The organism is Calidithermus terrae (assembly GCF_003574345.1).
Classification (GTDB): domain Bacteria; phylum Deinococcota; class Deinococci; order Deinococcales; family Thermaceae; genus Calidithermus; species Calidithermus chliarophilus.
The window spans coordinates 1-19,531 of sequence record NZ_QXDL01000062.1; the positions used below are offsets into that span (position 1 = coordinate 1).

Sequence of the window (19,531 nt, forward strand, 5' to 3'; positions counted from 1 at the left end):
GGGAGAGGGGGAACGGGGGTGGCGGACGCGTGGCTCGTGACCCGTGGCGACCCACCCTGGCCCTCCTGCCGGTGTCTAGGGTCTAGGGCTAATGCGTCCGGCGTACGACGTAGGACATACGACCCGCGCCCGGCTATGGGCTATCGGCTATCGACCCTCGGCTTACACCAACGTGCTCAGCTTCACCCACGTCGCCGCCAGCAGCCACACCCCGGCCCAGGTGTACACGTAGCGCCGTTTCCAGCCCAGCAGCACCAGCACGCCCGTGAGCAGGTCGTTAACGGCGATGAGCCAGACCATGGGCTCCAGCGGCAGCGGCAGCAGGCGCAGGAAGCTGCGCTCCATGAGCTTGAGGAAGGCCGCAGGGTCGAGCAGGGCGGTGAGGCTGTTGACCAGGAAGATGCTGGCGAAACCCAGGCGGAAGACCCAGTGCAGGGGGTGGGAGGTCGCCATCCACAGGCCGGTGGGGTTGTCGGGGGTGGGCTTAGGGTCGGGCTCGGTGAGGCGCAGCGCCGACTCGATCTCCTGCAGGGGCCAGCCCTTGGCGATCAGGCGGGAGCGTATTTCCTCCGGGGAAACGGCCCGGGTGCGCTGGAACTGGACGTAGGCGATGAGGCGTGCCGACATGAAGCTGATTGTGTCACAGCCTAAAAACGAGCTGTAGTGAGCGATCATTAATCATGCTTTCCATATTGCTCAGAAAAGTAAAGTCCGGGGCTCCGACCCCGGACCCTGGATCTGTCGTGGGCTTCAAGCCAGCGCGAAGCGGTCCGGCTGGTAGGGGGCGGGCTCGAGGCCGGCCTTGGGCTCGTTGACGATGGTGATGCGCCCGTCCTCCTTCACGTCCACGGTGCCCAGGCTGCGCACGTACTCGAGGAAGGCCTCGGCGTCGCTGAAGCCGGTGTCGTAGCGCGCACCCTTGGCGTTCTTGAGGCTCTCGAAGCCGTCGCCGCCGGCGGCGATGAAGTTGTTGACCACCGCGCGGTAGGTGGCGGCGGGGTCGATGGGCGCGTACTGGCCGCCCTTGAGCACCTCGACCTTGGTCACGCGGCTGCCCGCGGGCTTGGCGAGGTCGAAGGTGTAGCGCAGCCCGCCCACGCCCGAGACGAAGCGCCCGGCGCCCTGCTCCCACTGCGAGACGCCGTTCTCGAGCGCGGCGATCACCTCGGCCCCGGTGAGGTCCATGACCACCAGGGTGTTGCCGAAGGGCAGCACCTCGTAGATCTTGCCCACGGTGATGGGGCCGGCGGGGATGGTCGCCCGCACGCCGCCGCCGTTCTGCAGCGCGATCTGGGTGTTAGCCCCCTTGGTCTTCCACAGCATGCCGTCGGCGATGAGGTTGGAGAGGGCGCTCTCGCGCTTGCGCACCACGGTGCGGTCGCCGTTGAGGTTGTTGCGGGTCTGGGCCACCACCTGCGCGTTGAGCGCGGCGATGGGCAGGGAGTACACGCGCACGGCCTCGGCGGCGTAGGCGTCCTCGCGGAACTTCTGGTCGGTGACCAGGATGGCCTCGCCCTTGTGCCCCACCAGCAGGCCCTTGTCGTCGAACTCGAGGTTGAGCTTGCCCACCACCTTGCCCCACTCCCACGCCTGCACCACCAGCACGTCGCGGCCCTCGGGGTTCTTGACGAGGGTGGGGTAGGGCCCGGCGGGCTGGAGCTCCTTGGCCTCGAAGGTGCCCAGCAGGGTGTGGCTGTGCCCGCCCACGATGACCTGCGCGCCCACGATCTTCTTGCCGAGCTCGAGGTCGGCGAGGTAGCCCAGGTGGGAGAGGATGACGATCTTGTTCACGCCGCGCGCCAGCAGCTCGTTGATCGACTTCTGCGCCGCCGCCACGGGGTCGGTGAAGGAGACGGTGGGGCCGGGGTTGGCGATGATGGCGGTGTCGGGGGTGGTGAGGCCCACGATGCCGACGTTCTGGCCCCCCACGCGCACGACGGTGTAGGGCTGCACCTTGGAGAGCTTGGGCTCCTTGCTCACGTCCACGTTGGCGCCCAGCACGGGGAAGCGCGCCCCGTCGAGGAAGGCCGCCAGGGCGTCGGGGCCGAGGTCGAACTCGTGGTTGCCCAGGGCCATCACCCGCACGCCCTCGCGGTGCATGAAGTAGCGGTCGGCCAGGCCGCGGTACTGGGTGAAGTAGAGGGTGCCCTGGAACACGTCGCCCGCGTGCAGGAACAGCGGGTTGGGCTCGCTCGAGCGCAACTGGTCGTACAGGCGGATGCGCCGCGCCACGCCGCCCACCTTGGCCTTCTGGCCGTTGAGGGTTAGCTCGACGGGCTCGATGCGGGCGTGGGTGTCGTTGGTGTGGATGATGGTCATGCGGAAGACCCCGCCGCCCTGGGCCCGCCCCAGGCCCGCGGCGGCAATGCCCGTAGCCAATCCGGCCTTGAGTACGTCTCTGCGTTTCATGCTTTTTCCTCCTTGCCCAATCATAAAGGGCCGGGCGTCAAGTGTGGATCAGGGCGGCGGCTAGGATTGTAGACCACTGCGCTGACGGAGGGGCACAACTGCCTAAACTGGGTACATGCCAAAGCTAATGTTCGTGTTGCTGGTATTGGGGCTGGCCCAGGCACAGAATTTGACCTTTACCCCCGTGGCTACCGACCTCGAGCGCCCCACCTTCCTCACCTACGCCCCCGACGGCTCGGGAAGGCTCTTCATCACCGAGCAGACCGGCAAGGTGCGGGTGGTCCAGGGCGGCCGGCTGCGCCCCGAGCCCTTCCTCGACCTCAGCGGCCGCATCTCCTGCTGCGGGGAGCGGGGCCTGCTGAGCCTGGTGTTCCACCCCGACTTCCGGAACAACGGCTTCTTCTTCGTCAACTACACCCGCAGCCCCGACGGGGCCACGGTGGTCGCCCGCTACAAGGTCGCCGAGGGCGGCAGCCGCGCCGACCCCGCCTCGGCCAAGGTGATCCTCACCATCGAGCAGCCCTACGCCAACCACAACGGGGGCCAACTGGCCTTCGGCCCCGACGGCTACCTCTACATCGGCATGGGCGACGGGGGCAGCGGGGGCGACCCCCTCAACGCCGGGCAGAGCCTCAACACCCTGCTGGGCAAGATCCTGCGCATCGACGTGAACAAGGAGGAGGGCGGGCGGCCCTACGCCATCCCCGCCGGCAACCCCTTCGCCGGCCGCCAGGGGGCCCGCCCGGAGATCTGGTCGTACGGCTGGCGCAACCCCTGGCGCTTCAGCTTCGACCGCGAGACCGGCGACATGTGGATCGCCGACGTGGGCCAGAACCAGTGGGAGGAGATCAACCTCGAGCCCAAGGGCAAGGGCGGCCTCAACTACGGCTGGCGCCTGATGGAGGCCAGCGCCTGCTTCAACCCCGGCAATAACTGCAACAACGGCAACCTGGTGCTGCCGGTGCTCGAGTACAACCACTCCCAGGGCTGCTCGGTCACCGGCGGCTACCGCTACCGCGGCAAGGCGATGCCCAGCCTCCGGGGCGCCTACATCTACGGCGACTACTGCTCGGGCCGCGTCTGGGTCGCCACGGAGCAAGGGGGCAAGTGGGCGGTCCGCCAGACCATCGAAACCGGCTACGGCATCAGCTCCTTCGGCGAGGACGCCGACGGTGAGCTGTACCTGCTCGACCACCGGGGCACGGTGTACCGGATCGGGCTCAGGTAGGATCGGTCGGCGGCCAGCCGTCAGCGGAAGGCTGGCGGCGTCTGGCCCGTGGTTTGTCGAGGGCTAAGGGCCGAGGCGTCTCGCGTCTCGCGTTTGGCTTTTTGCGTACGACGTAGGACGTACGACGTACGACCCCGCTATGCTGTAGCCTGTCATGACGAAAGCGGACATCCTGCAAATTCTGCGTGAACAGGAGGTGCGGTTCCTGCGGCTGCAGTTCACCGACATCCTGGGCATCAACAAGAACGTCGAGCTCCCCGCTTCCCAGTTCGAGAAAGCCCTCGACGGGGAGGTGATGTTCGACGGCTCGACCATCGAGGGCTTCACCCGCAGCGAGGAGGCGGACATGCTCCTGAAGCCCGACTACTCGACCTTTTTGGTGTTCCCCGAGGAGCTCGAGAGCACCCACCAGGGCCGGGTGGCCCGCCTGATCTGCGACATCGCCTACCCCGACGGGCGGCCCTTCGAGGGCGACCCCCGCCAGGTGCTCAAGGCGCAGCTCGAGCGCCTGCGCCGGATGGGCTTCGACGACCTCTACGCCGGGCCCGAGCCGGAGTTCTTCCTCTTCACCCGCACGCCCGAGGGCGACCCCAGCACCGTCACCCACGACCGGGCGGGCTACTTCGACCTCGCCCCCCTCGACAAGGGCGAGGAGGCGCGGCGGGAGATGGTCAACGTGCTTGTGCAGATGGGCTTCGAGATCGAGGCCTCGCACCACGAGGTGGCCCCGGGCCAGCACGAGATCGACTTCAAGTACTCCGGCGCCCTGCGCACGGCCGACAACATCACCACCTTCAAGTTCGTGGTGAAGAAGGTCGCGCTCAAGTACGGGCTCCACGCCACCTTCATGCCCAAGCCCATCGCCGGGATCAACGGCTCGGGGCTGCACATGCACCTGTCGCTGTTCAAGGGCGGGGCGAACGCCTTCTACGACCCCGAGGGCGAGAACAAGCTCTCCGAGGTGGCGCTGTACTTCATCCAGGGGCTCCTGGAGCACGCCGAGGGCATGGTGGCCATCACCAACCCGCTGGTCAACTCCTACAAGCGCCTCACCCCCGGCTACGAGGCCCCCACCTCCATCGCCTGGTCGGACTCCAACCGCTCGGCCATGATCCGGGTGCCGGCCCGGCGGGGGCTGGGCACGCGGGCCGAGTTCCGCGCCCCCGACCCCTCCTGCAACCCCTACCTCGCGCTGGCGGTGATCCTGGCCGCCGGGATCGACGGCATCAAGAAACGAGAGCTCCCCCCGCCCCCCATCGAGCGCAACATCTACCAGCTCTCGGTGCGCGACCGGCGCAAGCACAAGGTGAGCGAATTGCCCGGCACGCTGCGCGAGGCGCTCGAGGCCCTGCAGAAGGACGAGGTGATCCGCGAGGCGCTGGGCGAGCACCTTTACAAGCAGTTCCTGCGGGCCAAGCAGGTGGAGTGGAACTCCTACCGCAGCTCGGTGCACCAGTGGGAGCTCGAGCAGTACCTCGCTGAGTACTGACCCCCTCCGGGGAGCCCGCCCGCCGCGCCCACAAACCCCCTGTGCCTCCACCGGCCGGTTGTTGACCGGGAGCGTGGGATGGGGTATAAGTTGTTGCTGTAGTTACAATCTCGTTGACAAGAACGCAATGAGCCTGTGTAGAATGGCCTCGCCAGTACGGTTCAACCAAGTCGCCGCTATTGGCGTGGAATCAGGAGGATCGGATGAAGAAAGTCGGCATCGTCGCTTTGGGCGTCCTTGCCCTGGGGCTGGCTTCGGCTCAGTCCAACGTGATCAAGATCGCCACGCAATCCCCGCTCTCGGGCGGCCAGGCTGCGCTGGGTGAACAGATCAAGCTGGGTGCCCAGCTTGCGGTGGAAGAGGCCCAGGCCCGCTTCCAGCGCTTGGGCTTCCGGCTCGAGCTGGCCCCCTACGACGACCAGGCCAACCCTGACACCGGCGTGGCCAACGCCAACCGCATCATCAACGACCCGGACATCCTGGGCGTGGTGGGCCACCTGAACTCGGGCGTAGCCATCCCCTCGTCCGAGGTGTACGCCCGCGTCAACCTGGTGATGGTCTCCCCGGCCAACACCAACCCCCGCGTCACCGACCGCGGGCTGTCCAACGTCAACCGCATCTGCGGCCGTGACGACGTGCAGGGCCCGGCGGGCGCCGAGTTCGCCGTCAACGACCTCAAGGCCAAGCGCATCTTCGTGCTCCACGACAAGACCGCCTACGGGCAGGGCCTGGCCGAGAACTTCCGCAAGCGGGCCCAGGCGCTCGGCGCCGAGATCCCCAACAACGCCTTCGTGGGCACCGAGGAGAAGAGCAACTTCGCCACCCTCATCACCCAGATCCAGGCCTTCCGTCCCGACCTGATCTACTTCGGCGGCATCTACGACCAGGTGGGCCCCTTCGCCAAGCAGCTCCGCGAGCGCGGCATCCGCGCCCCCATCATGGGCGGCGACGGCCTCGACGCCAGCGAGTACGAGCGCCTGGCCGGCGCCGAAGCGGCCAAGGGCACCTACTTCACCACCGTCGCCGGCCCCATCAGCGAGTTCCCCAAGGCGGCCAAGTTCGCCCAGGACTTCCGCGCCAAGTTCGGCAAGAACGCCGAAGGCTTCGGCGTCTACGCCTACGACTCGGCCAACGTCATCCTCAACGCCATCGAGACCGCCATCAAGCAGGGCGGCGGCAAGAAGCCCAGCCGCCAGCTCGTCTCCCAGCGCGTGCGCCTGGTGAACCTCGACGGCCTGACCGGCAAGATCTCCTTCAACTCTAAGGGCGACATCAAGGTGGCCGACTACTTCGTCATCCACCTCGAGAGCGGCAAGTACGCCGAGCAGAAGCTGGTGAAGAAGGTTTCGGTCGCCGCACCGCGCTAAACCTTCAAAAGCTAAAGGGTGGCCCTCGGGCCACCCCCTTTTATTGACGTGGTACAAAATGCATGTAGGCCGGTCTGGCCGGAGGTGCTCCAGGCAATCGGGGCGAGCGGAGACCCACCTTAACCCTTTAAGCGTGCCCCCCTTTTCGTCTTAAAAAGAGTAAAATAGGCCGCTGCAAGCCTTAGAATCCAGCTTTTCGTCGGCGCGGGCTCGGCTTACACTTTGCCACGTCACCAAGGAGAGGGACAACCGTGAAAGGCCTGAACTGTCATGTGCGGGTAAGAACTTTCCCTGCCCGTGTATATTCTTTAGGGGAGTTTACCCACACCTGACAGTGCTGCTCAAAAGGAGGCTCGTTTTGCTCGAAGGACTCTTAGCCCTGCTGCCCCAGGTGATCTTCGACGGATTGCTGCTGGGGTTTGTTTACGCCATGATCGCCCTGGGTTACACCATGGTCTACGGTGTGCTCGAGCTGATCAACTTTGCCCACTCGGAGATCTTCATGATCGGCGCGGTGGTGGGGGTGGAGGTCTTCCGCTACCTCGCCCCGGTGATCCCCAACGGCATCGCGGTCCTGGTGCTCGCGCTGATCCTGGGGGCCATCATCTCCGGCACGATGGCGATGATCGTGGAGCGGCTGGCCTACCGCCCGCTGCGCGCCCGCGGGACCACCAACCGGCTGGTCCCCCTCATCACGGCCATCGGCGTCTCCTTCGTCCTGCAGGACCTGGTGCGCCTGGTGGAGGGCATCTGGCACAACGAGTTCAAGCTCCAGATGCGCCTGATCCCGCCCCTCGACGGCAACTTCACCTTCTTGACCGTCTTCATCCAGTACAAAGCCCTCATCCTGATCCTGGTATCGCTGCTGATGCTCGTGGGGCTGAACTACCTCGTCAACCGCACCAAGCTGGGCACCGCCATCCGCGCCGTGGCGCAGGACATGAGCACCGCCCGGCTGATGGGCATCAACCCCGACGTGATCATCTCCCGCACCTTCCTCATCGGCGGGTCGCTGGGCGGGGTGGCCGGGGTGCTGTTCGCCGTGCAGTACAGCACCATCGACCCCTACGTGGGCTTCCTGCCGGGCCTCAAGGCCTTCACCGCCGCCGTGCTCGGGGGGATCGGTAACATCACGGGGGCGATGCTGGGAGGGCTGGTGCTGGGGCAGATGGAGACCCTGGCGGGCACCTACCTGCCCACGCTCACCGGGGGTAACTTCGGCACCGAGTACAAGGACGTCATCGCCTTCCTGATCCTGATCCTGCTGCTGCTGTTCCGCCCGCAGGGTCTGCTGGGTCAGGTGGTCAAGGAGAAGGTATGAGCCGCCAAACAGCCAACGTCGTCGTGTTGGGGGTGGCGGGGCTCTCGCTGGCGCTATTGTGGCTGACCCCTGGGGCCCTGGCGGGTTTCCTGGGCCTCGCCGGGGTGGCGCTGACGGCCTACCTCAGGCCCGCCACGGCCGTGCGCGCGAGCTCGCTGGCCCTGCTGGCCCTGGGCTTTACGCTGGCGCTGTCCCAGGTGCCCCGGGTGTCCATCCTGTTCTACGGCCTGGTGGCCGTGCTCGTCGCCCTCATCACCATCCCCGGGATACCGCGCTGGATCAAAGGCCTGCTCGGCGTGGCCGTGCTGCTGATCTCGGTGCCCATCGCCGGGTTTAGCAACACCTTCTTCCTCGAGCTCGGCATCCAGATCGGCATCTACGCGGCCATGGCGCTGGGCCTCAACGTGGTGGTGGGGATGGCCGGGCTGCTCGACCTGGGCTACGCGGCCTTCTTCGCCATCGGGGCGTACACCTGGGCCATCTTCGGCTCGCCGCAGGCGGCGAACTTCCTCTCCGGCAGCTTCCCCCTCCCCGGCAACTACTTCTACCTCTTCATGGCCCTCGCCATCATCACCACCGCCATCACCGGCCTGCTCATCGGCCTGCCCGCCCTGCGCCTGCGCGGGGACTACCTGGCGATCGTGACGCTGGGGCTGGGCGAGGTGGTGCGCGTGCTGGCGAACAACCTCGACCACCCGGTCAACTTCACCAACGGCCCGCAGGGCATCACGCCGGTCTCGCGCCCGGACATCGGCTGGTTCCACAACCTCATGGGCAGCATCGGCGTCGAGCTCGACGCCCGCACCGACTACCAGTTCTTCTTCTACCTGCTGGTGCTCGCAGTCATCGGCATCGTGGTTCTGGTCAACATCAACCTGGGCAACTCGCGCTTCGGCCGGGCCTGGATCGCCATCCGCGAGGACGAGACCGCGGCCAAGGCCATGGGCATTCCCATGCTGGGCACCAAGCTGCTCGCCTTCGCCACCGGCGCGGCCTTCTCCGGGGCCATGGGCGTGATCTTCGCCGCCCAGCGCACCTTCGTCAGCCCCGAGTCCTTCACGCTGCTGGCCTCGATCACCATCCTGGGCATGGTGGTGCTGGGGGGCATGGGCAGCATCCCCGGGGTGATCCTGGGCGCCGCCGCTCTCACGGCCATCAATACCGACGTCCTCAAAAGCTTCTCCGAGTACCTCAACAACCTCCGCCAGGCCGGGGTGCTCAACCTGCCCAACCAGGTCGAGCCGGCCAAGTACGAGCGGCTGGTGTTCGGGGTGATCCTGGTGCTGATGATGATCTTCCGGCCCCAGGGGCTCATCCCCGAGCGCCGCCACCAGCTCGAGATCGAGGAAGCCAAGGAGGCCCAGCGATGAGCGCCACCGCAGTCGCCAGCGCCCTCGAGGTGCAGTCCGTCTCCAAGAGCTTCGGCGGGCTGAAGGCGGTCAACGACGTCAGCCTCACCGTCCGCCCGGGCGAGATCTTCTCGGTGATCGGGCCCAACGGGGCGGGGAAGACCACCTTCTTCAACCTGCTCACCGGCATCTACGAGCCCGACGAGGGGAGCGTGCGCTTCTTCGGCAAGGACATCACCGGGATGTCGCCCGACAAGGTCGCGGCGCAGGGCATCGGCCGCACCTTCCAGAACATCCGCCTCTTCGCCGCGATGACCGTGCTGGAGAACGTGCTCATCGGGCACCACATCCACACCCACAGCAGCTACCTCGACGCCATGCTGCGCACCCCGCGCCACCTCGAGGCCGAGCGCCGCGCCAAGGAGCGGGCGATGGAGCTGCTCGACTACATGGGCTTGGCCCGCCGCGCGGGCGAGCTCGCCACCAGCCTGCCCTACGGCGAGCAGCGCCGCCTGGAGATCGCCCGGGCGCTGGCCCTAGAGCCCAAGCTGCTCTTCCTCGACGAGCCCGCCGCGGGCATGAACCCGCAGGAGACCGACCGGCTCAAGGAGGACGTGCGCCGCCTGCGCAAGGAGCTGGGGCTCACGATCGTGCTCATCGAGCACGACATGAGCATGGTCATGAGCATCTCCGACCGCATCGCCGTGCTCGAGTACGGCTCCAAGATCGCCGAGGGGCTGCCCGCCGAGATCCGCACCAACACCCGCGTGATCGAGGCCTACCTGGGCAAGGGGGCCGCCGGCCAGGCAGGAGGGCGCGCATGAGCCTGCTCGAGCTGAAGAACATCCACACCTACTACGGCCACATCCACGCCCTCAAGGGCATCTCGCTCACGGTCAAGGAAGGGGAGATCGTGACCCTGATCGGGGCCAACGGGGCGGGCAAGAGCACCACGCTGCGCACCATCAGCGGCATGGTCAAGCCCCGAAGCGGCGAGGTGCTCTACCAGGGCAAGCCCATCCAGCGTGTGCCCGCCGAGCAGATCGTCTCGATGGGCATCGGCCACGTCCCCGAGGGGCGGCGCATCTTCCCGCGCCTGACGGTGGAGGAGAACCTCGAGATCGGCGCCTACCTGCTCAGCGATAAAAAGCTGGTCGAGGAGCGCAAGCAGGTCGGCTTCCAGCTCTTCCCCCGCCTCTACGAGCGCCGTGCCCAGAAGGGCGGCACCCTCTCGGGCGGCGAGCAGCAGATGCTGGCCATCGCCCGCGCGCTGATGCAAGACCCCAAGCTCCTGCTGATGGACGAGCCCAGCATGGGCCTCGCCCCCGTGCTCGTGGACTTCATCTTCGAGACCATCCAGAACCTCAACAGGTCCGGCAAGACCATCCTGCTCGTCGAGCAGAACGCCCGCATCGCCCTGCAGATCGCCCACCGCGGCTACGTGCTGCAGACCGGCGAGCTCACCCTCAGCGGCCCCGCCGCCGACCTCGCCGCCAAGCCCGAAGTGCAGGCGGCCTACCTGGGCGGTCACTAACGAGGCTGCCGATAGCTGATAGCTGAGGGGCGACCCCGCGGGGCCGCCCCTTGGGCTTTTGACCCCCGCGCCCAGGCCCGCTTTCTCGAGACCGAGAGCACAAGAGGACGCTTACCGGATTCAAAAAGATAATCATCCAAATCCAAAGATCCCAGAGGTTATCTTTTTGAATCCCAGAGCCCACCCCTCCCTGACGGTCGGCGAAGAAAGCGTCTCCCTCCCGAGGGGCGGTATCGCCCTCCGCTACGCGGATAACTTCGGCCGGCCGCCCCGCCTTGGCGGGGCGGCGTCACCGTTCGGTGACGAACGGACCGAATCGGGTAGCTATTCCTAATCGCCGGCTTCAGACATCTAGCTATCGGCTATCCGCGTTCAGCGTTCGGCGTTTGACGCTCGACTATCGACATCCCCGGCTCAGCTCGAGGCCGACGTGTAACTCCGCAGCGCCAGCCGCCAGAAGAAGCGCGAGAAGGCGAACAGGCCCAGCATCAGGCCCAGCGCGACCAGCAGGGTGTTCAGGCTGGCCCGGCCCAGGGCGGCCTCGGCGGGCACGGTGGTGAGGAAGGCCACCGGGACCACGAAGCTGAAGAAGAGGCGGTACATCGCGGGGAAGGCCTGGATGGGGTAGCGGCCGGCCTCGAGCAGCGAGCGCAGCACCTCGGTGGTGTTGCCCACCTTGACGAACCAGATGCTGGTGGTGCCCAGGATGAACCACAGCGCGTAGAGGATGAGGCCCGCGACCGCCAGGAAGGCCAGGCCGGCGAGGTGCTCCAAAGGCCCGAAGCCCAGCCGGAACCCGGCGTAGAGCCACACGCCCAGCCCGAACAGCGCGTCGGGCAGGCCCCAGGGCGAGAACATGCGGGTGGAGAGCCAGAACTGGCTATCCACCGGCTTGAGCAGCACGAAGTCGAGGGTGCCCTGCTGCACCTGCTGCACGATGCGGTTGAGGTTGGGCTGGAAGAGCGTCCCGGCCAGCCCTTGCAGCGTGGTGAAGGCGCCCAGCACCAGCAGGGCCTCCTCGAGCCGCCACCCCCCCGGGCGGTAGCCGCCCTGGTACAGCAGCGAGAGGCTGAACACGCTCCCCACCAGCAGCCCGATAGCCGAGAGCGTCGCCAGGAAGAAGTTCCCCCGGTACTCCAGCTCGGCCGCGATGGCGCTGCCCCAGAACCGCCTGAGCACCCGCAGATAGCGCATCGGCCGCAGTCTACTCCATCGGGGGCGTTGAATTTCGGGCTGAGGCTCTCCAAGCTGGAGGCCGATGACCCCGCCCGACTCCGCCTTCGCCCGGCTCTCCCACCGGGCGCAGGTCCTGCGCCTGCGCCGGCTGGCCCAGGCCGCCCTCGAGCACTACGACCTCCAGGTGCGCCGCCTCGCCCTGCTCCAGCACAGCTACAACACCATCTTCCGGGTCTGGGCCGCCGACGGGCGGCGCTACGTGCTGCGGGTCAACCTGCCCGGGGTGCGCCGGCTCGAGCAGATCCGGGCCGAGATGGCCTGGCTGGCCGCCCTGCGCCGCGACACCGGCCTCCAGGTCCCGAGCCCGGTGCCCAACCGCGCGGGCGAGCTCGTCACCACCGCCTGCGCCCCCGGCGTGCCCGAGCCGCGCCACTGCGCCCTCTTCGGCTGGCTGAGCGGCCCGCTGCTGGCCGAGCGGCTCACGAGCGAAAACCTCGAGCAGCTCGGGGAGATCACCGCCCGGCTGCACCGGCACGCCCGCTCCTTCGCGCTGCCGGCGGGCGCCGAGCTCGAGCGGCTGGACTGGTCGCGCTTCCACCTCGCCCCCTTCGCGCTGTTCGAGCCCGAGCACCGCCAGTGGATGCCGCCCGAGCGGCGGCGCCTGTTCGAGGAGGGCCTGGGGCGCGTGCGGGAAACCCTGGAGCGGCTGTGGGCCTCGGGGGAGCCCATCGTGCTCCACGCCGACCTGCACCAGGGCAACCTCAAGCTCGGCCAGGGCCGGCTGGCGGTGCTCGACTTCGACGACTGCGCGCTGGGCTTCCCCGTGCAGGACATCGGGATCACGCTGTACTACCTGAGCCGCCACCCCGAGTACCCCGCGCTGCGGGCGGCGCTCGAGCGCGGCTACCGCCGGGCGGGGGAGTGGCCCGAGACCGAGGCCGGCCAGGTCGAGACCCTCATCACCGGGCGGGCCATCCAGCTCGCCAACCTGGTGACGGTCTCGCCCAACCCCCAGTGGCGCAAGGCCGCGCCGGCCTTCCTCGAGCGCACCGAGGCCCGCCTGCGCGAGCACCTAGGGCGCTAGACGCCCGATCCGCCAGCCCTCGCCGGGCTCGAGGCGGTAGGCGAAGCGGTCGTGCAGGCGGTTCTTGCGGCCCTGCCAGAACTCGAAGTAGTCGGGCTCGAGGCGGTAGCCGCCCCAGTGCTCGGGCCGGGGGATGCGCTCGGGGTGCCGGCGCGTGAGCTCGGCGATGCGCTCCATGAGCCACTCGCGCGAGGGGATGGGCTCGCTCTGCGGGCTGCTGGCCGAGCCGGCCTGGCTCTCGTAGGGGCGGCTGGCGAAGTAGGCGTCGGAGAGCTCGGGCTCCAGCCGGTGCACCCGCCCCTCGACCCGAACCTGGCGCTCGAGCTCGGGCCACCAGAAGTTCAGGGCGGCGTAGGGGTTGTGCTCCAGGTCGCGCCCCTTGCGGCTGCGGTAGTTGGTGTAAAACACCAGCCCCGCCGGGGAGTGGCCGCGCAGCAGCACCACCCGGCTGCTGGGGCGCCCGTCGGGCCCGACCGTGGAGAGGGTCATGCCGTGGGGCTCCTTGAGCCGGGCGTCGAGGGCGGCCTCGAGCCACTGCCCGAACTGGACGAAGGGGTCTTGGGAGAGGTCGGAGAGCTCGAGGCTGCCCTTGGTGTACTCGTAGCGCAATCTCTCGATGTCCACGAGAGGCAATTTACCGCCCGGCACGGGTACGATTTTCCCCGCGCTAAGCCCCCATCCCCGAGAACTGCTTGAGGCCCCTGCGCCACAGCCAGCGGTTGAGGGCCAGGAAAACCACCCCCCACGCGCCCAGCACCACGAATCCCTGAACCAGGCTGACCGGGATGCCCGCCAGGATGGAGGCGGGGAAGTAGACCAGGTAAGGGAAGGGCGTGAGGAAGGCGATCTGCCGCACGGCCTCGGGGAACACGTCCAGCGGGGCGATGAGGCCCGAGAGGAAGAGGTAGAGAATGAACCAGCCCTCCTCGACGGCGGCGGCCCGCTCGATCCAGAAGGACAAGAGCGCGAAGGTGTACTGCATCAAAAAGCGCAGCATGAACGCGGCGAGCGCCGTGAAGATCCCCAGCAGCAGGTCGCCCCACCCCGGCACGAAGCGGGCCGGGGGGTAGATCAGCAGGAACAGCGCCACCAGCACGACCGCGAAGGGAAAGCGGGTGATCCGCTCGGCCAGGTGGGCCATCAGGTGCTCCCAGTAAGGGTCGATGGGCCGCAGCAGCTTGAAGGACAGCCGCCCCTGCACCACGTCCTGCTCGAACTCCCAGATCACCCACACCACGCTGAGCTGCCGCACGACGAACACGCACAGGAAGTAGCGGGCCATCTCCTGCGGGCTCAGCGCGAAGCCCCCGCCCTCGGCGGCCTGCGTCCACACGCCCATCAGGATCAGGGGCAGCGCCGTCGCCAGCGCCCACAAGAACACCTCGGCGCGGTACTCGAGCATCAGCGCGATCTGGGCCTGGAGGAGGGCTTTGAGTTTGCGCGTCATTGGGGTCATCGTATCGTCGAGGGGGGGTGGGGTGTCGAGGGGGGATAGCCGGGCGCGGGTCGTGCGTCCTGCGCCCGGCGTCGTACGTCGTACGCCAAACGCAAGACGCAAAACGCAAGACGCCTTGGCCCTCGGCCCTGCACCCTCGACGCAGCCCGGGGGTGCTTGCGTCCCTCCACTCGTCGGTGGACAGCGGTTTTGCCCTTGAGGAACTATCATTAGGCCCATGCGGCAATGGATCCGGAATTATTACGCCAGGGCTCTGGCGCGGCCGGGCATTCCCTGGCTGGTGGTGCTGGGGGCGTGCGTGCTCGAGGCCCTCGCCTTCGGGCTGATGACGCGGCAGTTTTACCTGGCTCTGCCGGGTGGGCAGGGCGAGGTTTTCCGCCAGGTCTTCGGCGAATTCCTGGCGCGGGTGGTCACCTTCGCCTGGGTGCCGCTCGTCTTCATGTTCGTCGCGGGCTTCGACAACAAGCCCTTCGCGGTCTTCGCCCACAGCAGCCGCCTGCTCCTGGCCTTCGCCGCGCTCATGCTGCTGTGGGCGTGGCTTTTGCCCGTTCCCATCACCTGGCCGCTCGACCCCGACCGCAAGGCCTCGCTCATCACCTTCGACGAGAATTACCGCCATCTCGTCAGCAGCCCCGGCTACCTCGCGTTCCGCCTGGGCGTGCCGCTGGTGATGCTCGCGCAGGTGTTCTCGAGCTACGTCGGCCTGCAAGTCGCCGGGGCCTACGCCAACAACGCCCGCTGGGCCGTGATCATCACAGCACTCGTGATCGTGGTGAGCGTGCTGATCAGCCCGCAGCAGAACCCCTTCGGGCCGGAGTTCTGGGGGTCGTGAGGGGGGAAGCGGGCAGCCGTCAGCCGCCAGCGGGAGGCTAGTGGCTCGTGCTAAACCCCTCCCCGCGCGGGGTAAGGAATATCCCCCCTGCCCCCCTTGCTAAGGGGGGCGAAGAAGGGGCGTCTTGCGTCTTGCGTTTTGCGTACGACGTACGACGCCGGGCGCAGGACGTACGACGCCCGCCCGGCGTCCAGCTATGGGCTATCGGCTACCGGCACCCCACCATCAAATGGCACTAGCCAACATCCCCAGCGCCTGCTCCCGCTGCCGGCTCGAGGCCGCGCTGTCCCAGCCGAGTTCCTGGGCCATGAGCTCGGTCACGCGGGGGAGGGCCTGCTCGGCGGCTTCGCGGTCGAGGAAGGCCAGGCGGGTGCGGCGGGCGAGGAAGTCCAGGGGGGTGAGGGCCATCTCGTGGCGCACGGCGTAGCGGACCTCGGCCTCGAGGTAGGGGTGGCCCTCCACCAGCCGGGCAGCCTGGCCCTGGGCGAGCTCGAGCACCCGTGAAGCCCTCGAGCCGTAGGTGCGGTGGAGGTGGGCGGCGGTGGCGGGGTCCACGCCGTAGGTGCGCTCGAGCAGCAGCGCCCCGCCGTACACGTCCAGTCCTTCGGCGCCCACCAGGGGCAGGCGGTCGGTGCGGCTGGGGGGCACCTCGAGGCCGTGCACGCGGGCGGCGTAGGCCACCAGGTCCACGGCCATCTTGCGGTAGGTGGTCCACTTGCCGCCGGTGAGGGTCAGCAGGCCAGAGGGGCTCTGCTGGATGAGGTGGTCGCGGGCCAGCCTGGCGGTGTCGGCCTCGGGGCGCGAGACCAGCGGGCGCAGCCCCGACCACGCGGCGCGCACCTCCTCGCGGGGGATGCGGCCCAGGTAGGGCTCCACCTGGCGCAGGATGTAGGCGATCTCGCCCTCGCTCGCGCCGGGGTGGTCGCTGAGCTGGGCCGGGTCGTCGGTGGTGCCCACCAGGGTGTGGCCCAGCCAGGGCAGCACGAACACCACGCGGCCGTCTTCGGTCTTGGGGATCAGCAAGCCGGTCTCGGGGGGGCTGTACTTGCCGTCCAGGACGATGTGAACGCCCGAGGAGACCTTGAGCAGGGGAGGGGCGTCGGGGTCGTCGAGGCGGCGGACGGCGTCGCCGAAGGGGCCGGTGGCGTTGACCACCACGCGGGCGCCGACCTCGAGCTCCCGCCCGCTGAGCCGGTCGCGCACCACCGCGCCCCGGAGCCTGCCGTCTTGCTTGAGCAGCGCCGTCACCTCGGCCTGGTTGAGCACCGCCGCGCCCTGCTCGGCCGCCGTGAGGGCCAGCGCGACGTTGAAGCGGGCGTCGTCGAATTGCCCGTCCTGGTAGGCCACCGAGCCCACCAGGCCGCTGCTGCGGATCTCGGGGAAGGCCTCGAGGGTCTGGCGGGCGGTGAGGTAGCGCGACATCTCGAGCCGCCCCTTCCCGGCGAGCAGGTCGTAGAGCTTGAGGCCGAACCAGTAGTACGGCGCCTCCCACGCCTTATACAGCGGGGTCAGCAGCCACAGCGGGCGCGAGAGGTGCGGCGCGATGCGCAGCAGCGTGGACCGCTCGTGCAAAGCGTCGCGCACGAGGTTGAGCTGCACGCGGTCGAGGTTCTTGACGGCGAGCTCGAGGTAGCGCACCCCCCCGTGGATGAGCTTGGTGCTGCGGCTGGAGGTGCCCTCGGAGAAGTCGTAGCGCTCCACCAGCGCCACCTTCAGGCCCCGGCTCGCCGCCTCCAGCGCCACCCCGCTGCCCGTGGCCCCGCCGCCGATCACCAAGAAGTCGAAGTTTTCCCGCTCGAGCCGTTCGATGGCCGCTGCCCGGTTCATCGCCACATCTTACCGTGGCTTGCGAAAGATTTCCGTTCCCTGGTGAAAGGGGGACGAATTACCCTGCACGGGCCAGGCTGCTGCGCCGATCGGCCGTCCGAACCGTCCCCCTTCCAGCCTTTCACTTCCTTTCGTTCGACCCCGGCACCACCTCGCCCTGGGCGAAGACCTGCGAGATGACCTCCTCCACCGGGGGCTCGCGCACCTCGAGGTCCTCCACCGGCAGCTCACGCAACATCTGGGCCACCGCGCCCACTAAGTTCTCGCGGCGCAGCAGCAGGCGGGCCTCCAGGCCCTGCGCCTCGCGCACCTCGCCGTAGCGCTCGAGCTCGGGCCGGGGCAGGGCGCGGTTGAGCTTGAGCACCACCTCGCGGTAAGGGGCGAAGCGCCCCAGCAGCCCCGACAGCCCCCCGTCGTAGATCAGGCGGCCCTGGTGGATCATGACCACCCGCTCGCACAGCGCGGTGATGTCGGCCATGTAGTGGCTGGTGAGCAGGATGGTGGCCCCGTAGCGGCGGTTGTACTCGCGCAGGAACTCGCGCACCGAGGTCTGGGCGTTGACGTCGAGGCCCAGGGTGGGCTCGTCGAGGAAGAGCACCCTAGGCTGGTGCAGCAAGGCCGCCAGCAGCTCGGCCTTCATGCGCTCGCCCAGCGAGAGCTTGCGCACGGGCTGGGTGAGCTTCTCCTGCAGGCCCAGCAATTCCGCGAGCTCGCCCACGCGCCGCCTGAGCTCGGCGTCGGGGATCTCGTAGACCGCGCCGTTGACGCGGAAGGAGTCCCAGGCGGGCAGGTCCCAGATGAGCTGCTGCTTGTTGCCCATCACCAGCGTGACCTGGCGCAGGAAGGCTGCTTCGCGGCGGAAGGGCTCGAAGCCCGCGACCCGCACCTCGCCCCCGCTGGGGTGGATCAGCCCGGTCAGGAGCTTGAGCGTGGTGGTCTTGCCCGCGCCGTTGGGGCCCAAAAAGCCCACGACCTCGCCGGGCTCGAGGCTGAAGCTCACGCCGCGCACCGCCTCCACCTGGCGGTACTTGCGGCGGAAGAAGTGCTGGAGGGTGCCGCGCAGGCCCGGTTCCTTGAGGGCCACCGGGTAGCGCTTGACCAGGTTGCGCGCGGTGATTACGGCCACTCCAAACAGTCTACCGGGAGAAGCGCGGCGGCGGGACCTCCGTCACTGTGTTGGCGGCGCGGGGTATTAGCATGGGGCCATGTCGCGCGGTTTGGCCTTGTGGCTGCTGATCCTGGTGGGGTGGGCCCCGTCGTGGGCGAAGGGGCTGGTGCTGCCGTTCGAGGGGCCGGGCGGGCACGCCACCGCCCAGGCCTTCGCCCAGAGCCTGGGGGTGGCGCCGCCCTCGCTGGCGGCCGTGCTGCTCCCGGACCTGCCCTGGGAGGGCAGCTACGAGCGGGTGACCGGCAGCCTGTACACCCCGGGCGGGGCGCGGCTGGCGCTCGAGAGCACCCGCGCCGGCTGGGTGCTGGCGGGCAGGAGGGGGGAGGGGGGCGAGCTGGTGCTCTTCCTCGCCACGCCCAAGGAGGTGGCCCGGGCCCGCTTCACCGAGCCGCTGCTGGCCCTGCGCTGGCTGGGCGCCCGCCTGGGGCTCGAGCCGGGGGCCTTCCGGCCCGACCCGCGCCAGGAGGCCGACCTCGCCAGGCTGGCCCAGGGGGAGCTCCAGGGCGTGACCCGCTTCCCCGCGCCCAAAGCCCAGTACGAGGCGGCGCTGGCGCTCACCGAGGGCGGGGAGCTGAAGGGGAGCCTCGAGCCCCTGCCCAAGCCGCTCGTCGAGTTCTGGACCTCGCTCAACGCGGGGAAGCCCCTGCCGGCCTACCGGGCGATGTTCGACCTCCAGGAGGGCCGCAAGGCGCTGGCCCTGGCCCAGGCCCGCAAGCTCGCGCAGGGCGACGCCCTCGAGCGCGTCGCCGCCGTGATGGTGCTGCAGGCGCTCGAGGACCCCGCCTGGCGGGCGGCGGCCCGGGGGCTCAGCGAGCACGCCCCCCAGATCCCCTACGGCTGGGAACAGCGCGCCTTCGCCGCCCTCGACGAGGGCCGGCCCGACGAGGCCGCCCGGGCCTTCGCGCGGGCCCTCGAGCTGCTGCCCGGCAGCCGCATGGCCTGGACCAACCTGGGCTGGGCCTTCTACCTCAAGGGCGACCGGGCCCGCTCGCTGCAGGCGAGCCTGCAGTCGCTGCGCCTGGGCGCCGGCCCCGACCCCACCGCGCTGTACAACCTGGGCCTGGTGCGGGCGCTCTACGGCGACCTGCTTGGAGCCCGCGAGGCCTACACCCGCGCCCTCGAGAGCGACCGCGAGGAGGTCTACCGGCTCGCCCTGGAGGACCTCGCCGCCACGGGCGACAGCCGCGCAGCCTACTGGATGGGCTTCCTGGCCGAGCGGGTGGGGCTGCTGGAGGAGGCCAAGGGCCACTACCGCGCCTTCCTCGAGGCCCACCCCCGCCACCCCCTGGCC

17 protein-coding genes and 1 pseudogene are annotated in these 19,531 nt (G+C 68.7%); 11 read left to right on the forward strand and 7 right to left on the reverse strand.

Features of this window, described 5'->3' with window-relative positions; all coding sequences use genetic code 11:
• Positions 1-162 precede the first annotated feature (162 nt).
• Both Mterra_RS08925 and Mterra_RS08930 read right to left on the reverse strand, forming a co-directional pair.
• Positions 163-627 (reverse strand): DoxX family membrane protein, encoded by a 465-nt coding sequence (locus Mterra_RS08925; RefSeq protein ID WP_170159611.1) that lies wholly within the window; start codon positions 625-627, stop codon positions 163-165.
• A 123-nt stretch (positions 628-750) separates the two neighbouring features.
• Positions 751-2,409, reverse strand: coding sequence for a bifunctional metallophosphatase/5'-nucleotidase (locus Mterra_RS08930; protein WP_119314886.1), 1,659 nt, complete (start codon positions 2,407-2,409; stop codon positions 751-753).
• Between the two features lie 115 nt (positions 2,410-2,524).
• Between Mterra_RS08930 and Mterra_RS08935 the strand changes: the two genes are divergently transcribed.
• The 8 genes and pseudogenes from Mterra_RS08935 to Mterra_RS08965 all read left to right on the forward strand — a co-directional run bounded on the left by Mterra_RS08935 (position 2,525) and on the right by Mterra_RS08965 (position 10,697).
• The gene (locus Mterra_RS08935) at positions 2,525-3,637 is read left to right on the forward strand and encodes a PQQ-dependent sugar dehydrogenase (RefSeq protein ID WP_119314887.1); all 1,113 of its coding nucleotides are present in this window, start codon (positions 2,525-2,527) and stop codon (positions 3,635-3,637) included.
• A gap of 154 nt (positions 3,638-3,791) precedes the next feature.
• Positions 3,792-5,126, forward strand: coding sequence for a glutamine synthetase family protein (locus Mterra_RS08940; RefSeq protein ID WP_119314888.1), 1,335 nt, complete (start codon positions 3,792-3,794; stop codon positions 5,124-5,126).
• A gap of 203 nt (positions 5,127-5,329) precedes the next feature.
• Positions 5,330-6,493 carry a branched-chain amino acid ABC transporter substrate-binding protein gene (locus Mterra_RS08945; RefSeq protein WP_119314889.1) on the forward strand — a complete coding sequence of 388 codons (1,164 nt, stop codon included), beginning with the start codon at positions 5,330-5,332 and terminating at the stop codon, positions 6,491-6,493.
• A 358-nt stretch (positions 6,494-6,851) separates the two neighbouring features.
• On the forward strand, positions 6,852-7,814 hold the full coding sequence (locus tag Mterra_RS08950) for a branched-chain amino acid ABC transporter permease (RefSeq protein ID WP_119314900.1): 963 nt from the start codon (positions 6,852-6,854) through the stop codon (positions 7,812-7,814).
• Positions 7,811-9,184: a branched-chain amino acid ABC transporter permease gene (locus Mterra_RS08955; protein WP_170159612.1), complete on the forward strand. Its 1,374-nt coding sequence runs from the start codon at positions 7,811-7,813 to the stop codon at positions 9,182-9,184. The genes Mterra_RS08950 and Mterra_RS08955 overlap by 4 nt, the downstream gene beginning before the upstream one ends.
• 80 nt (positions 9,185-9,264) lie before the next feature.
• Positions 9,265-9,723: pseudogene (locus Mterra_RS23640) on the forward strand (ABC transporter ATP-binding protein); the annotation flags it as partial.
• Between the two features lie 120 nt (positions 9,724-9,843).
• Positions 9,844-9,987, forward strand: a complete 144-nt coding sequence (locus tag Mterra_RS23645; protein ID WP_420804473.1) for an ABC transporter ATP-binding protein C-terminal domain-containing protein — start codon at positions 9,844-9,846, stop codon at positions 9,985-9,987.
• Positions 9,984-10,697, forward strand: coding sequence for an ABC transporter ATP-binding protein (locus Mterra_RS08965; protein ID WP_119314891.1), 714 nt, complete (start codon positions 9,984-9,986; stop codon positions 10,695-10,697). Before Mterra_RS23645 ends, Mterra_RS08965 begins: the two co-directional genes overlap by 4 nt.
• Before the next feature lie 414 nt (positions 10,698-11,111).
• Here Mterra_RS08965 and Mterra_RS08970 read toward each other — a convergent pair whose 3' ends face one another.
• Complete coding sequence (locus tag Mterra_RS08970; protein WP_119314892.1) at positions 11,112-11,891, reverse strand: ABC transporter permease; 780 nt, start codon at positions 11,889-11,891, stop codon at positions 11,112-11,114.
• Between the two features lie 64 nt (positions 11,892-11,955).
• Here Mterra_RS08970 and Mterra_RS08975 point away from each other — a divergent pair, with 64 nt between their 5' ends.
• Positions 11,956-12,957 carry a phosphotransferase enzyme family protein gene (locus Mterra_RS08975; protein ID WP_119314893.1) on the forward strand — a complete coding sequence of 334 codons (1,002 nt, stop codon included), beginning with the start codon at positions 11,956-11,958 and terminating at the stop codon, positions 12,955-12,957.
• On the opposite strand, the gene pdxH is transcribed toward Mterra_RS08975, so the two are convergent.
• A complete protein-coding gene (gene pdxH, locus Mterra_RS08980; protein WP_119314894.1) occupies positions 12,946-13,581 on the reverse strand; it encodes a pyridoxamine 5'-phosphate oxidase in 636 nt (211 codons plus the stop codon). The two genes, Mterra_RS08975 and pdxH, sit on opposite strands and share 12 nt — an antisense overlap.
• Positions 13,582-13,624: 43 nt before the next feature.
• Positions 13,625-14,404, reverse strand: a complete 780-nt coding sequence (locus Mterra_RS08985) for an ABC transporter permease (protein WP_119314895.1) — start codon at positions 14,402-14,404, stop codon at positions 13,625-13,627.
• Between the two features lie 226 nt (positions 14,405-14,630).
• Here Mterra_RS08985 and Mterra_RS08990 point away from each other — a divergent pair, with 226 nt between their 5' ends.
• Complete coding sequence (locus tag Mterra_RS08990) at positions 14,631-15,245, forward strand: hypothetical protein (RefSeq protein ID WP_119314896.1); 615 nt, start codon at positions 14,631-14,633, stop codon at positions 15,243-15,245.
• A gap of 225 nt (positions 15,246-15,470) precedes the next feature.
• Here the strand turns inward: Mterra_RS08990 and Mterra_RS08995 are convergent, their stop codons facing one another.
• Together Mterra_RS08995 and Mterra_RS09000 are read right to left on the reverse strand one after the other, a co-directional pair.
• Positions 15,471-17,072, reverse strand: coding sequence for an FAD-dependent oxidoreductase (locus Mterra_RS08995; protein ID WP_119314897.1), 1,602 nt, complete (start codon positions 17,070-17,072; stop codon positions 15,471-15,473).
• Positions 17,073-17,193: 121 nt separating this feature from the next.
• A complete protein-coding gene (locus Mterra_RS09000; RefSeq protein ID WP_119314898.1) occupies positions 17,194-18,198 on the reverse strand; it encodes an ABC transporter ATP-binding protein in 1,005 nt (334 codons plus the stop codon).
• Positions 18,199-18,277: 79 nt separating this feature from the next.
• On the opposite strand from Mterra_RS09000, the gene Mterra_RS09005 reads away from it, so the two are divergent.
• Positions 18,278-19,531 (forward strand): tetratricopeptide repeat protein (locus Mterra_RS09005; RefSeq protein ID WP_119314899.1); only part of this gene is annotated, 1,254 nt, incomplete at its 3' end.

Excerpts from the sequence above, each read along its gene's own strand:
- Mterra_RS08925 (WP_170159611.1), bottom strand. The coding sequence starts at position 627 with ATGTCGGCACGCCTCATCGCCTACGTCCAGTTCCAGCGCACCCGGGCC.
- Mterra_RS08930 (WP_119314886.1), bottom strand. The coding sequence starts at position 2,409 with ATGAAACGCAGAGACGTACTCAAGGCCGGATTGGCTACGGGCATTGCC.
- Mterra_RS08935 (WP_119314887.1), top strand. The coding sequence starts at position 2,525 with ATGCCAAAGCTAATGTTCGTGTTGCTGGTATTGGGGCTGGCCCAGGCA.
- Mterra_RS08940 (WP_119314888.1), top strand. The coding sequence starts at position 3,792 with ATGACGAAAGCGGACATCCTGCAAATTCTGCGTGAACAGGAGGTGCGG.
- Mterra_RS08945 (WP_119314889.1), top strand. The coding sequence starts at position 5,330 with ATGAAGAAAGTCGGCATCGTCGCTTTGGGCGTCCTTGCCCTGGGGCTG.
- Mterra_RS08955 (WP_170159612.1), top strand. The coding sequence starts at position 7,811 with ATGAGCCGCCAAACAGCCAACGTCGTCGTGTTGGGGGTGGCGGGGCTC.
- Mterra_RS23645 (WP_420804473.1), top strand. The coding sequence starts at position 9,844 with ATGAGCATCTCCGACCGCATCGCCGTGCTCGAGTACGGCTCCAAGATC.
- Mterra_RS08965 (WP_119314891.1), top strand. The coding sequence starts at position 9,984 with ATGAGCCTGCTCGAGCTGAAGAACATCCACACCTACTACGGCCACATC.
- Mterra_RS08970 (WP_119314892.1), bottom strand. The coding sequence starts at position 11,891 with ATGCGCTATCTGCGGGTGCTCAGGCGGTTCTGGGGCAGCGCCATCGCG.
- Mterra_RS08975 (WP_119314893.1), top strand. The coding sequence starts at position 11,956 with ATGACCCCGCCCGACTCCGCCTTCGCCCGGCTCTCCCACCGGGCGCAG.
- Mterra_RS08985 (WP_119314895.1), bottom strand. The coding sequence starts at position 14,404 with ATGACGCGCAAACTCAAAGCCCTCCTCCAGGCCCAGATCGCGCTGATG.
- Mterra_RS08990 (WP_119314896.1), top strand. The coding sequence starts at position 14,631 with ATGCGGCAATGGATCCGGAATTATTACGCCAGGGCTCTGGCGCGGCCG.
- Mterra_RS08995 (WP_119314897.1), bottom strand. The coding sequence starts at position 17,072 with ATGAACCGGGCAGCGGCCATCGAACGGCTCGAGCGGGAAAACTTCGAC.